This window comes from Halotia branconii CENA392 (assembly GCF_029953635.1).
GTDB lineage: Bacteria > Cyanobacteriota > Cyanobacteriia > Cyanobacteriales > Nostocaceae > Halotia > Halotia branconii.
Window position 1 is genome coordinate 3318542 of sequence record NZ_CP124543.1, and the last position, 16220, is coordinate 3334761.

Sequence of the window (16220 nt, forward strand, 5' to 3'; positions counted from 1 at the left end):
ATCACAATCTTTGGTGAAGGTACACAGATGTACGTTCCTAGGACATGAAAATGACTATAAAAATAAAAAATCGCCAAAAACCTGATAAATATTCTTTATCAGCCTAAATTTCTCCTAATAATATGAAACGCCGAGAGGTTTTTAATACTGCTGCGATCGCCACGGCAACTGCTGTTACACTAGCTTCCTGTAACCAAACTAGTAAATCCCCAACCGTACAAACAAGACTGCCGAATATTCGTTGGCGAATGGCAACCAGCTGGCCTAAATCTTTAGGTACTTTTATTGGTGCAGAAACCGTTGCCAAGCGTGTAGCCGAAATGACCGACGGACGTTTCCAGATTACTCCCTTTGCGGCTGGGGAGATAGTACCAGGATTGCAAGTTCTAGATGCCGTGCAAGCCGGGACTGTGGAATGCGGTCATACATCCAGTTACTATTACATCGGCAAAAGTCCGGCTTTAGCTTTCGCCACTGCTGTACCCTTCGGTTTAAACGCCCAACAACAGTATGCTTGGCTTTATCAAGGTGGTGGACTAGAAGCAATACACAAAATTTATACTAACTTCAACGTCATTAATTTTCCTGCTGGCAGCACTGGCGCACAAATGGGGGGATGGTTCAAACAAGAAATCAAATCTCTTTCCGACCTCAAAGGCTTGAAAATGCGGATTCCCGGATTGGGCGGAGAAGTCATGTCCCGTTTGGGAGTCAACGTGCAAGTATTACCAGGAGGCGAAGTTTACTTAGCACTGGATAGAGGTGCCATTGATGCAGCCGAGTGGGTAGGCCCTTATGATGACGAAAAACTCGGTTTACATAAAGCCGCCAAATTTTACTATTACCCCGGTTGGTGGGAACCAGGGCCAACTTTAGATGTATTAGTCAACCTCAACGCCTGGAAGCGTTTGCCCAAAGAATACCAAGAAATTTTAAAGACAGCGACAGTAGAAGCGAACATGAACATGCTCAACGAATACGATACCTTAAACGGGCAAGCACTAACGCGATTACTAGCAGGTGGTACTAAATTAGTTCCTTACAGCCCAGATATTCTGCAAGCAGCACAAAAACTCTCCTTTGAATTATTTGAAGAAAACGCCAGCAAAGACACAACTTTTAAACAAGTTTACGAACAGTGGAAACCCTTTCGCCAGCAAATTTTCACTTGGAACCGCATCAACGAACTGAGTTACGCCAATTTTGTGACAACAAAGTAGCGAATAAAACTCCTCATCCTCTCTGCGTCTCTGCGGGACGGCAGTCGCTACAACGGGGGGAACCCCCGCAACGCGCTGCCTCCTCTGCGTGAGATAAATCATCCTACAATTACGCAACACCACAAATCCCATTCTTAAAACTCCCTCAACTTCCCAGAGAAGGCAAAAAACTAACAATACCTGGAAAGACAATAATTAACACCACCACTAACAGTTGCAGCAAAATAAACGGTATCGCACCGCGATAAATATCTCCTGTTGTGACTTCTGGCGGCGTAACACCGCGCAGATAAAACAAGGCAAACCCAAACGGAGGCGTAAGAAAAGAAGTTTGTAAATTTGCTCCCAACACCACACCGTACCATACCAAATCGATACCTAACTGCTGGGCAACTGGCACAAATAACGGTACGACAATAAAAGCAATCTCGAAAAAGTCAATAAAAAAGCCGAGGATGAATACCACCGCCATGCTGACAAACAAAAACCCAACTTGACCGCCAGGGAGATTAGAGAGAACATCTAACATAAAGCGATCGCCATTCAATCCTCGAAAGACTAAACTAAAAGCTGTGGAACCGAACAGTATAAAAATCACCATGCTGGTGATTCGCAAAGTCGTATCGCAAACTTGACGCAGAGATTCTAAAGTAAGTTTACGGCTAGCAGCAGTAAGAGCGATCGCCCCTCCGCAACCGACCGCACCCGCTTCCGTTGGTGTAGCAATGCCAAAAAATATACTTCCCAGTACTAATAAAATTAATATCAAAGGTGGCATCATTACCAGAACCACTCGCTTTCCTAAAGCTTTGCCACCAATATCTCGTACCTCGACAGGTAAAGCTGGTGCGGCATCAGGTTTCAAAAAAGCCACAATCAACACATGTAAAGCAAACGCGCCAGTCATCATCAAACCAGGAATTACCGAACCGAGAAATAAATCGCCCACCGATATACCCAATTGATCGCCCAGTACCACTAAAACCACACTTGGCGGGATAATTTGTCCTAGGGTTCCCGATGCCGCAATCACACCAGTAGCTAACTGTTTGTTGTAGCCATAGCGCAGCATAATCGGTAGAGAAATCAAACCCATTGCTACCACTGTAGCGGCCACCACCCCAGTAGTTGCTGCTAGCATTGCCCCAACTAGCACCACAGCTAAAGCCAGTCCGCCACGCAAGCGTCCTAACAAAATCCCCATAGTTTCTAAAAGTCTCTCAGCGATGCCAGATTTCTCTAGCATTGCCCCCATGAAGATGAAATAAGGGATAGCCAGTAAAGTGTAGTTTGCCATAATGCCAAAAATTCGCTGTGGCATGGCGGTGAGAAATATCGGGTCGAATACACCTAAGCTAATTCCCAGTATGCCAAATGCGATCGCCACCCCACCCAGCGAAAAAGCCACCGGATATCCCAACGACAGCAGCACCAATGCACCTGCAAACATCACCGGCCCCAGCCATTCATAAGCCAGCGTCATGATTTTCCTCCTGGGGTTCAAGTCTGCCTTGGAGAATTGCCAAGTTTTTAATCGTCTGGGAAATTCCTTGGAAAATCAAGAGAACAAAGGCGACAATAATCATCGCTTTAATCGGGTAGCGGGGCAAGCCACCAGGATCGGGCGATGCTTCCCGGATTTGCCATGAAGCTAAGATGGTATCCCAAGAAAAAAATATTACTAAGATACAAAAGGGAATAAGAAAAAATACTGTTCCTAGTAAGTCTGCAAGCGCCTTTTGCTGGCGCTGCCAATTACTATAAAAAATATCGACGCGGACGTGTTCGTTATGCTTGAGGGTGTAAGCTGCACCCAATAAAAAAACTAAATCAAAAATATACCATTGAGCTTCTAAGTAAGCGTTGGAAGTGAAGTTGTTACCACTGATTCGTCCCAGATATCGCCCGACAACATTCCACACACCGAGTGTGACCATTACTAATACCAACCAACTAGTTAATCGACCAATACGTTCGGTACAAGTATCAATAATTTTAGATATTTTTAGTAGTTTTTCCAAAAGCGATCGCGCCTCTTTAATTGCTGTGAATTATAGTTTATAACCGGAAAGTAATTCATAATTCGTAAATTGTCATAAAAATGTATTACAATTTACTTTTTTCCACCATAAAATTATTTATCTCTTTCTTTATGTCCTTAGCGTTTTTCTTTAACAAGACGCTACGCGATGGCGGTTCGTTAAAAAATGACTTTGGCAAAGCCTACCTTATGTGTATTTCAAAAATCAAATAGGAGTTCTATAAATGACTATGTAAAAATGAATCTAAATCTTTGAGGTGATGAACCGATGATTTGGGCAATTGGACAAAAGTTACACCGGGATCGGTATGAGATTAAAGAAGAGTTAGGACAAGAACGCTTCGCTATTACTTATCTGGCTAAAGATCGGGGCGATAAGGATAAGGATGTTGTAATTAAAACATTAGATCCTAATTCGCTTAACCAACTTAGTCAGGAAGAACGCGATCGCTTAAAATCAGGTTTTGCAGATGAAGCCCGCAAACTAGAAAAATGCAAACACCCTAATATTGTCTCAGTTACTAATGACACATTTGAGGAAGGTGATTTAAAATGCATGGTTATGGAGTATATTCCAGGAGATAATTTAGCTAAGATTGTCCAAGTGCGAAGATTTCTCCCAGAAAAAGAAGCGCTAAACTACATCCAGCAAATTGGCAAAGCACTGATTGCGGTGCATCAACAAGAATTTTTACATCGAGATGTAAAACCAGAAAATATCATTCTGCGGGCGGGTACGTATCAAGTTGTTTTGATCAACTTTGACTTAGCACGAAAATTCGTTGGTAATCCAGTGTCAAGTCGCGGTAATTGGATTGACAATTTTACACCAATTGAACTGTATTCAAATTCTGCTACACCACAAACGTCACGTGGACGTTCGACTGATGTTTATTCGCTTGCTGCAACTTTGTATTTTTTATTAACAGGACAACAGCCAGAAAGTGCTATTGACCTTCAACATAACAATCGGGATTTAACTGAACCTAAAAAATGGAATGATAGGATAAGCGATCGCGTCAATCAAGCTATTCTCCACGCAATGAAACTCAAACCAGAAGAGCGCCCCCAGACAGTTAACGAATGGCTAAAGGAATTAGGCTTAAAAACATCTAACTTTTCTCTTCCCGCCCCTTGGACACAACAACCTGTATGGGCGTGGATATTAGAGATGATGGGTATCTTGGCAATATTTGCAGCCTTGATATCAGGAATCAAAGACGGTACAGATTTGTTAAAAGGTTTGTTTCCAGATAAACCTCAAACACCAAAAATACTGCCTTCTCCAACTATGCCACCAAGTAAGTAAATAATAACTGTTCTGAAGTATAAAAAGTCTACACAAGCAGATTTTGCTCAATCAACCGTAAATGACCTTATAGCTGCTGTATCTATAAAAGACGTGTCACAATAAAAATTAACTCAGTTCTATGGATTTTACCCTCAAGCTTCTTCTACATAGCTTACTTTTCTAAAGATTTATGACGAAGCGCTGTGTGCAACTTAATCTTGTTAAACCTTGATTTGTTGTAGGGTAGGCCGGAAAGCCTGCCCAGAAAGGACGGACAAAACTTCAGCGTGAGCGCTCAGTCGAACGCTGTCCACCCCACAAGAATTGAGAAAAAGTCGTACATCGCGTGACGAAGCAATAACGATAGAACCAAGTTGTTTACTTCCCATATATACAGCAGTTTTCGTTTGTATGAAGTACAAAGTCACTGCTTTTGAGGCAAGAGGTAGAAGAAAAATTTGATTTTTGAGTCTTAGGCTTTGTACCTCACGCTTGTTGCAAACTGCTGTAAATTGTCGAATTAATACCAACATTAGCTATTAATAAATTTGAATATATGCTCTGGCAACCAGGAAAGTTAATATACAAAAGCAAATATAAGATAGAAGAACATTTAGGTAGTGGCGGTTTTGCAGATACCTATCGGGCATGGGATACTAAGCTAAATCGCCAAGTAGTCATCAAAACTCCTAATATTAATGTCCAAAAAGATCCAAACTATGTTGAATATATTAAACGTTTCAAAAAAGAAGATCAAATAATAAAAAAATGTTGTGTCAACAACCCACATATTGTGCAAAGATTCGAGTTTTTTGAAGAAAATCGTAGCTATTGTTTAGTGATGGAATATATTCACGGTGGTAGTTTATGGAATTTAGTAAGACGCAACGGAGCATTAAAAGAAATAGAAGCTTTAAAGTATATATCCCAAATTGGTTTAGCCTTGCAAAAGATTCATCAAAAGAAGATTTTACATCTTGATGGGACTCCTCTCAATATCATGATCGGTTTAAATTACGAAGATCCTACATTTGGCAAAGCAGTGCTGATAGATTTTGGTATTTCTGCTGCGGATATGTCTTTGCCAAGTAGCTTTTCCAGGTCTTTCGGAAACAAGGCATTTGCCCCTTATGAATTTTTACATAAAAGTGTTCGTCACCCAACAGTTGATGTATATTGTTTGGCTGCATCTTTGTATTATACTGTCACTGGCAAATGCCCTACTAATTCATTTGAACGTAAATATAATGACGAGAAATTAATCCCACCGAAGCAGCTAGTTTATAGCCTGAGTGATGTTGTCAATAATGCAATTTTGCAAGGGATGGCACTAGAGGCAAAAGACCGACCCCAAACTATGCAAGAATGGCTAAATTTATTAAAATTAACACCCGATTTCGATTCAGTTAATAAGTCGCAAACTGTTACTCAAACTTTTAAAGATAAAATTTTACAAATACAATTACATATAAAAAATATTTTTACTACACAGCCTTCTCCTGAATTAAAACCATCTGCAACACCACCCCGTCTTTGGTTTTCTTCTGTAGCTATGGAACGAAATTCCAATGAAAATAGAATCTACTATAAACTAGAAAACTTACTCAAAGATAAAAAATGGCAACAAGCAGATGAGGAAACTATTAGACTGATACTGCAATTAGCTGATAGAGAAGAACAAGGCTGGCTTGATGTTGAACATATTAATAACCTTCTTTTTACTGATTTACGTATTATTAACCAAGCTTGGGTAAGACACAGTAATAAACGATTTGGCTTTAGCGTGCAAAAACGTATTTGGTTGGAGTGCGGCGGCAAAGTCGATTACAAGACAGAGTGTCTTTTGGGTGATCGGGTAGGATGGCGTAACAAAGGTGCTTGGCTAGGATACTCAGACTTAGACTTTTCCCAAAATGCCCCAGTTGGACATCTCCCTTCCCGTGTAGTCGTGGGCGGTTTAGCAGGATCGGGCTTATACTACGGGAGATTTGATGCTAACTTATTGTGGAATATGTTAAGCAGACAGGATAAGGGATTAACCTGTCTTCTACTCTCACGCCCAGATTTATAATAGAGTTTCAATTATAGGGTTGCGTAGATTTAATAGATTATTTAAACCTAATCTCTATATTCAATTCAAAAACTTTTCTACGCATCTCACAAATATTTCCACACCCATTGCTAAGGCGGTTTCATCAAAATCAAATCGAGGGTGATGATGGGGGTAAGCCAAGTCTTTCTCAGGGTTGGCAGAACCTAAAAAGAAATAGCAACCGGGAACTTCTTCTAAAAAGAATGACATATCTTCACCGCCCATAGTTTGGCACTCTGGGACAATACCCACAGGTGTTTCTATGACTTGTTCGACTTGCGATCGCACCAACTCTGCTACATTAACATCATTAATTACAGGTGGATAAAGTTCTTGGTATTTAAAGTCATAATTTGCACCATGACTTTGACAAATTCCTGCAATCACTTGTTCGATACGTTTTTGGAAAAAGCCTTTGTAAGCAGGATTAAAATATCGGATAGTGCCTTTCATCTCGGCTGTATCAGCAATCACATTGTGGACTGTACCTGCATGAAGTGCGCCTACAGTCACCACAGCTGAATCAATGGGGTTAACATTACGCGCCACAATGGTTTGTAAAGCGTTGACAATCTGCGCTGCAACTACAACAGAATCTACAGTTTGATGGGGTATTGCGCCATGTCCACCTTTGCCTAAAATTTTGCAGTCAAATAACTCCACAGCTGCCATCAAAGCCCCACTGCGAACACCCACTGTTCCCAAAGGCAAATTATTCCATAAGTGCAAACCAATAATTGTATCCACATCAGGTTTTTTCAGTACCCCGGCTGCAATCATCGGTTTTGCGCCTCCAGGTCCTTCCTCCGCAGGCTGAAAGATAATTTTGATAATGCCAGCAAAATCTTCACGGTGCTGTTGTAAATAGTAAGCTGTACCTAAAGCGATCGCTGTATGTCCGTCATGTCCGCAAGCGTGCATCACGCCATCATGCTGTGAACAATAAGGCACTTCATTAAGTTCTTGAATTGGCAAAGCATCCATATCTGCCCGAATTGCCAAGACTTTCTCACTGTTTCCTTTATTACCTTTGATAATGGCAATTATACCAGTTTGGGCAATGCCAGTTTGATGCTCAATTCCCCATGCTTGTAACTTTTGTGAGATAAATTCAGCGGTAAGTTTTTCTTTAAAACCCAATTCTGGTTTTTGATGCAATCGTCGCCGCCATTCTATTAATTGTGGTTGTAATGAACGGATTGCCAGCCGAACACGAGATAAATCTACAGCAGAGGCGTTGGGAAAGGTAGAAACCATTGTGAAAAAGAGCTAGTTAAATACAGCTAACTTTGATTATTTTCCCAGTTTAATCGTTCTTAATCAAAGAGTTGTCAGCAGTAAGGTGTAAATTAAATCAGTTACCAGTTTTTACTGTTTACTGTTATGGACTAAGCTTTAAAATCGTGTAAGCTAATCGTCATTTAAATTGCATCATGTTAATGGTAATAAAAGCTGCAAACCCTCTCCCTTGCCCCCTGCTCCCTGCCCCCCTGCGGCCTCAATGTGCAAATTAAATGTTTAACAGCTTACTCCAAGGTTCTTGATGTTGATAGCTGGGTTCAAGTTCTTGTATCTGTGCCTATTTTTGACGGCCTTTTGTAGTGATTTTGGATTATAAGGGTAATATGAACCCGGATCAATAATCCAAAATCGCTTATGGCTGAAGTACTGAGTTTTCAAGGTGATGGTAGCGATGCCTTTGGCAACCCCTCCGGGCAACGCCTACCACCCCAAAATATCGAGGCAGAAGAAGCGATTTTAGGGGGAATTTTACTAGATCCAGAAGCAATTGGTCGAGTCAGCGATCGCTTAGTTCCAGAAGCGTTTTATATTAGCGCTCATAAAGATATTTATCAAGCTGCTATTAGGCTACACGCTCAAGGTAAACCTACAGACTTGCTTTCAGTGACAAGTTGGCTGGCTGACAACGATATTCTATCCCGCATTGGTGGCAGAAATAAATTAGCAACTTTAGTAGATCGCACAGTCTCAGCTGTTAATATCGATGCTTTAGCCGGGTTGGTAATGGATAAATACTTCCGGCGGCAGTTAATTAAAGCTGGTAATGAAATTGTGCATCTTGGTTACGAGACTGAGAGTGAGTTACCAAAGGTTCTTGATCAAGCAGAACAAACAGTTTTTGGTGTAACTCAAGAACGTCCTCAATCTGGCTTGGTACATATTTCTGATACCCTGATTAATAATTTTCAGGATATTGAAGATCGTAATCAAGGTATTGCCTTACCTGGTATTCCCTGCGGATTTTATGATTTAGATGCCATGACTAGCGGCTTTCAGCGTTCTGATTTAATTATTGTCGCTGGCAGGCCATCAATGGGAAAAACAGCATTTTGTTTAAACCTTGCTCATAATATTGCCGCTGCTTATAAATTACCAATTGCTCTTTTCAGCTTAGAAATGTCTAAAGAGCAATTAACACAACGTCTATTAGCTAGCGAAGCGCAAATTGAAAGTGGTTATCTGCGGAGTGGACGGCTCAGTCAAACACAATGGGAACCGTTAAGCCGTGCTATTAGTATACTTTCAGAAATGCCAATATTTATTGACGATACACCCAATATTACAGTCACACAAATGCGTTCTCAGGCAAGAAGACTGCAAGCAGAACAAGGAACATTGGGTTTGATTGTCATAGATTATCTGCAATTGATGGAAGGAGCAGGCGATAATCGAGTTCAAGAATTATCAAAAATTACTCGTCAACTGAAAGGTTTAGCGCGAGAATTATCTGTACCAGTGATTGCTTTATCTCAGTTGAGTCGAGGGGTGGAAGCACGCACTAATAAGCGTCCGATGTTGTCAGATTTGAGGGAATCGGGTTCGATTGAGCAGGATGCGGATTTAGTCATCATGTTATACCGTGATGAGTATTACTCTCCAGATACTCCCGATCGCGGCATTGCAGAAGTGATAATAGCTAAACACCGTAATGGGCCAACAGGTACTGTTAAACTTTTATTCGACCCACAGTTTACCAAGTTTAAAAATTTAGCTAGACAAGGTAATTATTGAAATTGGGCATGGGGCATAGGGCATAGGGCATAGGGCATTATTCTCTATTCCCTAGTCCCTAGCCCCTAGCCCCTACTTAATATCTAGTAATTCGACATCAAATAGCAGTGTGGCATTGGGTGGAATCACACCACCAGCACCACGGGAACCATAACCTAATTCTGGCGGAATGATTAACTGACGACGATCGCCTACTTTCATAGTGCTAAGTCCTTCATCCCAGCCTTTGATTACTTGTCCAACGCCGAGTTTAAAGCTGAAAGGTTGGCCGCGATCGCGTGAACTATCAAACTTAGTACCATCTTCTAAAGTGCCGGTGTAGTGTACTACAACTGTATTTCCGGTTTGAGGAGTTGCCCCACTCCCCTTTTCTAATTCAACGTATTTCAATCCAGAGGGGGTAGTTACGGCTTTATCATCAGACATAGGCTTGCTCGCAATCAAAGTATTGTTTTCAATGACACTCGTGGATGCTGGTGTGGTTTGGCTCAAGCTAGCAGCGATCGCAGAGTCCTGTTTACTGCCAACTTGTGCTAACACCAAAACTACAACACATATCAGCATGAAACCCACGCTGAGTAAAATTGCTTTCAAAATGAGTTCTCCCTACTTAGGTAATCTGGCAATTATTTTAGATTACCGATAGAACACAATCAGTTTAAATCACAAACAACATCTTAACGCCAAAGCTTATTTTCTAAATCGCGCACTTGACGTTCTAAACGGTCAATTCTACCCCGCAGTTCATCAACTTCAGATTGACGAGCTACCCCCAAATCCTGCATCATATTTCGCATTTGCCGTTGCATTTGGGCATCCCAGTTTCCCTGCTCCGATTTTAATTGCTGTACAACATCATCCATTACTGCTCTGGCCTGTTCAGGATTTAGCTTACCGTCTTTAACCAAGTCGTCACCAACTTGCTTGAGTTTTTCTGCTACCAGAGAAGTTGTGCCAATACCAACCATCATTAGCTGTTGCAACCAATTGTTGCTGTCCATACTCCCTTCCTCTCCATTGTTTTAAACCACCCGCCTCTTGCTCAAGCTATGCTGGAAGAGTGGTTATTTTAGCCTACATCTCTATTTTGGCAAATTAGCAAACACAGGTAAAAAGTGTGGTTATAGAACTGCTTAAGTTTAAAGTAACCCCAAATATGCGGGAAAGATATATCCAGCAAGATGCAGAAATTTGGACAACAGCACTGGCTGAGTATCCTGGGTTTCTGGGTAAAGAAGTTTGGATTAATCCCAACGACTCTACAGAAATTATTCTCATTATGCGCTGGGCGACACGGGAACAGTGGAAAGCCATACCTATAGAAGATTTAGCCGCGATTGAAAGCAGATTTGCTCAAGCACTGGGAGAAACTTGTGAGTTGGTGAAATCAGCGGAATATCAAGTGCGAAAGTTTCCTCATTCTTAGTTAAAGTAAAATATTTATAAATCTATTTTATTAATTATTTATGTTTGAACGAGTATTAATTTGTACAGACTTTTCTGACGGGTTGCATCGTCTTTCGCATTTTGTTTCCAGTCTTAGGCTTGCAGGGATCAAGCACATTGTGTTCCTGCACGTTGTTCCATTATGGGAAAAAGGCATTATTCCACGAGTCGATAGTGAAAAAGTAGAACAAGCTCAAATCCGATTATCAGAGGCTGTTGGTGAAGGTTTTAATGATTTAGAAGTCAACATAGAAGTTCAATCGGGAAAGCCAGTTGAGACAATTTTGAAGGTAGCAAAAGCTTATCAGTCTGGATTAATTATATTAGGTTCTCAAAGTCGTAGTTTACTTACGGAAAAACTGGTGGGTAGTACAATGGCTGATTTATCGCGCCAAACAAAAATCCCTCTGTTAGTAGTGCGCCCTCAGTTAATTTCTGCTTATACTTGTGAGGAATTAACATTACGTTGTCAACACCTTTTTCGCTCTTTGCTAATTCCATATAATGATAGTGAAGCGGCAAATTATCTGGTGCAACAGATAAAACATTTAGCACAGCAACAGTCTGGGAAGTTTCTACAACATTGTCAACTTTGCTGGGTTTTAGAAAATACTGGTCGTAAAGGAATACCCAGAAAAGTTCTACCACAGCAAGCTCACGAAACCCTATCTCAAATTCAAGCCGATTTGGAAAGTACAAATTTACAGGTAGAGATAGAAGTCCGGGAGGGAAACTCTGTCACTGAGATTTTAGAGACAGCTTTCATGGCTGATATTAGCGCGATCGCGCTGTCTTCAGGAACAATAGGTAAGCTTCAAGAATGGTTAATTTCTAGTTTTGCAGCTGAAGTATTGCGTCAAAGCTGGTATCCTGTACTCTTTTTCCCATCACAAGACGGTTAAGGAATTTTTAACTAAAAAAATATTCCATCGTTGTGGAAGCAGGGGAGCAGGGGAGCAGGGAGCAGGGGGAATAAATTGAAGAATTTATTTTTCGGAGTTCCCTAGTTGCCATATTTCTTCAAATATCCTGAAATCCAGAGCAATTTTTGCAGCTGATGTATATACTCGAAGTCTAAGACAGAGCAGACTTTGATACAATTTCACGAAATTACTGATACAAATTACTTTTCTTACTTCCCCTGCCTCCCCTGCCTCCCCTGCCTCCTCTGCTACCCCTGCTACCCCTGCTACCCCTGCTACCCCTGCTACCCCTGCCTCCCCTGCTTCCCCAAATGTATCAACTTTAAAGTAAAACGGTATGAGTATGATTATAGATTGGTTAGCTATTTGGGGAGTAACTCAGACCGTCGGTTTTGTTTTTAAGCCGATTTTTGAAGACTTAGCAAAAGATGCGGCTAAAGATTGGGCTAAAGATTTATTAAAATGTATTCCCAAAAATATTTTACAGCAACTCAAAAAAGAAGATATTGAAATTGCTGCTGGCAAAGCTCTCAAAGAATTTTTGCAGCTGATGCAGCAAGAGTTAGAAGATGCAGATTTAGAAGAAGCAGAACTTAAACAATATGTTCAACCTTTAAAAAAATTTGTTTATCATAAATCTCTACTAGAAATTTTAGGATATCCTTTTCAACCAGACTGTCAGTTAATAGATTCTCAAGTTTTAGCGAATACTTGGTATGAAATGAATTTGCCAACTCTCCCCCAAGAATTTGATTGGGAAAGACTGACGAAGCGGTATCTCAAAAAAGTTAAAGCAATTATTAGAGAATCAGATAAATTACGTTCTATTTTAGATTCACAACATTTAGAAGCAGCAAAGGATATGCTACAACAAATCGCTGGTATTCCCACAGGTTTTGATTTACCAGGATATCAAGAAGGACTACGCGAACGATATGGCAACCTGAAATTAGATAGTTTAGATACTACTGGTTACGCCTACAATGAATTGAAATTATGGCGCATGTTTATTGCTCCTAATGTCCGGGAAGTTCACCAAGTTTTACCCCAAGTTCACGAACTTCCCAAAGAACATCTAAGACGCTTACGAGAAAGTAACCAATTAGAATCAGAAATTATCTTAGAAGAATTAGAAGGCTACAAAAGAATTTATTTTGAGCAGCCGTTTTTTTCAGTATTGGATATTATCAATGACCAACAAACATATAAATATTTAGTGATTTTAGGAGACCCTGGTTCAGGAAAGTCGACATTATTGCAATTTTTAACGTTAAACTGGGCAGAAACACCGTTAATAAATGTAACTTCTCAACCGATTCCTCTTTTGATTGAACTACGTACTTATATGCGACGGCGGGAAAATAATGAATGCTATAATTTTCTCGATTTTTTTCATAAATGTAGTGGTACAATCCATCATCTCAATCAAAATCAACTTGATGAGCATCTTAAAGCTGGTAATGCTTTAGTAATGTTTGATGGTTTAGATGAAGTATTTGACTTAGGTAAACGAGAAGATGTAATTACAGATATTCACCGCTTCACAAATGAATATCCTCAGGTGCGAGTAATTGTTACCTCGCGTGTGATTGGCTATAAACCGCAACGTTTACGAGATGCCGAGTTTCGTCACTTCATGTTGCAAGAATTAGAACCAGAACAAATTCAAGACTTTATCAATCGCTGGCATGAATTAACTTTTAATGATGAAATAGATAGACTACGTAAACAAGAGCGATTACAAAGAGCAATTGACACATCAAAAGCTATTACAGAATTAGCTGGGAATCCGCTATTATTAACAATGATGGCGATTCTTAATCGTAACCAAGAACTGCCCAGAGATAGAGCAACGCTTTACGAACAAGCATCACGGGTGCTACTGCATCAATGGGATGTGGAACGCGCTTTAGTTGAAGATTATCGACTAGATCCCAAAACTATCGATTATAAAGATAAGCAAGCAATGCTACGTCAAGTTGCTTATCGGATGCAAACTAGCGCCAAAGGTTTGGCTGGTAATTTAATCAGTGTAAATGAACTAGAAAAAATTTTAAGTCGTTATCTCAAAAATATAGAATTTGACCATCCGACAAAAGTTGCCAGAGTCATGATTAATCAATTGCGAACTCGTAACTTTATGTTGTGTTTTTTAGGTGCAGATTATTATGCTTTTGTTCATCGAACTTTTCTAGAATATTTTTGTGCCTGGGAGTTTGTGTGGCAATTTAAAGAAACGCAAACACTATCAATTAAAGAACTTAATTTTGAAGTTTTTGGTAAACATTGGCAAGATGAAACTTGGCATGAAGTTTTGCGTTTGATTACAGGCATGATTGAGCCAAGGTTTGTGTGTGAAACTCTAGATTACTTAATGGCTCAAAATGGCGAATCAGAAAAGTTCATTAACCTGTTTTTAGCAGCTAAATGTCTTGCAGAAGTGAGAAATCGTTTATTAATTGCGACGATGGCAAATAAATTACTGCATCAACTGCAAGATTTAACAAAATATGATCTTGATTACTATTATCAACCTTATTTAGATGAAGAAGACACTAAGGTAGTGCAGGAAATTCGTACTAAAGCTGTTGCAGCTGTTGCTACAACTTGGAAAGATGATCCTGATACTCTACCTTGGCTCAAACAACTTGCTATTGCTAATGATCATGAATATGTGCGAAGTACCGCTTTGCAAGAGGTAGCTAAGGGGTTTAAAGATGATCCTAATACCTTGCCTTGGCTGAAACAACTTGCTACTACTAATGATAATTGGACTGTGCGACAAGCAGCAGTGCAAGAATTAGCACGGGGGTTTAAAGATGATTTTGATACTCTTCCCTGGTTAAAACAACGTGCTATTACTGATGATAATGAGTATGTAAGACAAGCAGCAGTGCAAGAATTAGCGCGCGGATTTAAAGATAATATTGATACTCTTTTTTGGCTAAAACAACGTGTTATTACTGATAGTTCGGGAGCTGTGCGACAAGTAGCAGTGCAAGAATTAGCACGGGGATTCAAACACGATCCAAATATCCTTCCCTGGCTGCAAACATGCGCCACCACTGATAATGATTGGACTGTGCGACAAGCAGCAGTGCAAGAATTAGCACGGGGGTTTAAAGATGACTGTGATACCCTGGCTATTGTGCAACAACGTGTGACTGTTGATGAAAATGAGTATGTGCGACAAGCAGCAGTGCAAGAATTAGCGCGGGTATTTAAAGATCACTCAGATACTTTCTTGATTCTCAAACAAAGTGCGATCGCAGATCAATATTCTGATGTCCGACAAGTAGCAGTGCAAGAATTGGCGAGAAACTTTAAAGATGATCCTAATACTTTATCTTGGCTAAAAGAACGGGCGATCGCAGATGATGATCAACATGTGCGTCGCTCAGCAGTGCAAGAATTAGCGAGAAACTTTAAAGATGACCCTGAAATTCTCCCTATTCTCAAACAACGGGCGATCGTCGATAGATATTCTGATGTGCGTCGCTCAGCCGTGCAAGAATTGGCGAGAAACTTTAAAGATGACCCTGACATTCTCCCCATTCTCAAACAACGCGCCACTGCTGATGATAATGAGTATGTACGCCGGGCAGCATTACAGGAATTGGCGCGCGGGTTCAAATATGACCCTGAAATTCTTCCTATTCTTAAGAAACATGCCACATCTGATAAATATTCTGATGTGCGACAAGCAGCATTACAAGAATTGGCGCGCGGGTTCAAACATGATCCTGATACACTGCCCATCCTGAAAAAACGGGCGATCGTTGATAAAAATTCCGCTGTGCGACAAGCAGCAATGCAAGAATTAGCGCGGGGATTCAAAGATAATCCCGGCATGTTTGAAGTGTTCTACAACTGTGCCGTCAATGATCCCTTTCAGCGTGAGTACAATTTTCAAGAAAATCCTCGACAGGTAGCTATTGAGGCAATTATTGAGCAATATCCCCATCATTCCCAGACTTTACCACTATTGCGCGATAAAGCAGAAAATGATCCAGATGAGCAAGTGCGCCAATTTGCGAAGAAGAAGTTAACAGATCTTGGGTAGCGAACAAGAGGCAGGGGGGCAGGGCGCAGGGTGCAGGGAGAGAAAGAGTTTGAGCCTTATTTACTTTTCGTTACATAGTTTGATTTTATTTCACCGACTTACTTAATTACG

General features: G+C 40.5%; 12 protein-coding genes. 7 read left to right on the plus strand and 5 right to left on the minus strand.

Annotation, left to right across the window (positions count from 1 at the left end; translation table 11 throughout):
• Positions 1–122 precede the first annotated feature (122 nt).
• Positions 123–1220 (plus strand): TRAP transporter substrate-binding protein, encoded by a 1098-nt coding sequence (locus QI031_RS14535; RefSeq protein ID WP_281485823.1) that lies wholly within the window; start codon positions 123–125, stop codon positions 1218–1220.
• Positions 1221–1365: 145 nt separating this feature from the next.
• Here QI031_RS14535 and QI031_RS14540 read toward each other — a convergent pair whose 3' ends face one another.
• Entirely contained in the window at positions 1366–2703 is a 1338-nt protein-coding gene (locus QI031_RS14540) for a TRAP transporter large permease (RefSeq protein WP_281485824.1), read from the minus strand.
• Complete coding sequence (locus QI031_RS14545; protein WP_281485825.1) at positions 2687–3241, minus strand: TRAP transporter small permease subunit; 555 nt, start codon at positions 3239–3241, stop codon at positions 2687–2689. The genes QI031_RS14540 and QI031_RS14545 overlap by 17 nt, the downstream gene beginning before the upstream one ends.
• Positions 3242–3529: 288 nt before the next feature.
• Here QI031_RS14545 and QI031_RS14550 point away from each other — a divergent pair, with 288 nt between their 5' ends.
• Together QI031_RS14550 and QI031_RS14555 are read left to right on the plus strand one after the other, a co-directional pair.
• On the plus strand, positions 3530–4570 hold the full coding sequence (locus QI031_RS14550; RefSeq protein ID WP_281485826.1) for a serine/threonine protein kinase: 1041 nt from the start codon (positions 3530–3532) through the stop codon (positions 4568–4570).
• Positions 4571–5108: 538 nt separating this feature from the next.
• Positions 5109–6623, plus strand: coding sequence for a GUN4 domain-containing protein (locus QI031_RS14555; RefSeq protein ID WP_281485827.1), 1515 nt, complete (start codon positions 5109–5111; stop codon positions 6621–6623).
• A 60-nt stretch (positions 6624–6683) separates the two neighbouring features.
• On the opposite strand, the gene QI031_RS14560 is transcribed toward QI031_RS14555, so the two are convergent.
• Entirely contained in the window at positions 6684–7901 is a 1218-nt protein-coding gene (locus QI031_RS14560; protein WP_281485828.1) for a M20 family metallopeptidase, read from the minus strand.
• 399 nt (positions 7902–8300) lie between these two features.
• Here QI031_RS14560 and dnaB point away from each other — a divergent pair, with 399 nt between their 5' ends.
• On the plus strand, positions 8301–9677 hold the full coding sequence (gene dnaB, locus QI031_RS14565) for a replicative DNA helicase (RefSeq protein ID WP_281485829.1): 1377 nt from the start codon (positions 8301–8303) through the stop codon (positions 9675–9677).
• A 72-nt stretch (positions 9678–9749) separates the two neighbouring features.
• Here dnaB and QI031_RS14570 read toward each other — a convergent pair whose 3' ends face one another.
• Positions 9750–10271 carry an FKBP-type peptidyl-prolyl cis-trans isomerase gene (locus tag QI031_RS14570; protein WP_281485830.1) on the minus strand — a complete coding sequence of 174 codons (522 nt, stop codon included), beginning with the start codon at positions 10269–10271 and terminating at the stop codon, positions 9750–9752.
• 83 nt (positions 10272–10354) lie between these two features.
• Positions 10355–10678, minus strand: coding sequence for a phasin family protein (locus QI031_RS14575; RefSeq protein ID WP_281485831.1), 324 nt, complete (start codon positions 10676–10678; stop codon positions 10355–10357).
• A 116-nt stretch (positions 10679–10794) separates the two neighbouring features.
• Here QI031_RS14575 and QI031_RS14580 point away from each other — a divergent pair, with 116 nt between their 5' ends.
• From QI031_RS14580 to QI031_RS14590, 3 genes are all read left to right on the plus strand, one after another.
• Positions 10795–11103 (plus strand): TIGR03792 family protein, encoded by a 309-nt coding sequence (locus QI031_RS14580; RefSeq protein ID WP_281485832.1) that lies wholly within the window; start codon positions 10795–10797, stop codon positions 11101–11103.
• A gap of 40 nt (positions 11104–11143) precedes the next feature.
• Positions 11144–12025 carry a universal stress protein gene (locus QI031_RS14585; protein ID WP_281485833.1) on the plus strand — a complete coding sequence of 294 codons (882 nt, stop codon included), beginning with the start codon at positions 11144–11146 and terminating at the stop codon, positions 12023–12025.
• A gap of 364 nt (positions 12026–12389) precedes the next feature.
• Positions 12390–16109: a HEAT repeat domain-containing protein gene (locus QI031_RS14590; RefSeq protein WP_281486033.1), complete on the plus strand. Its 3720-nt coding sequence runs from the start codon at positions 12390–12392 to the stop codon at positions 16107–16109.
• Positions 16110–16220 lie beyond the last annotated feature (111 nt).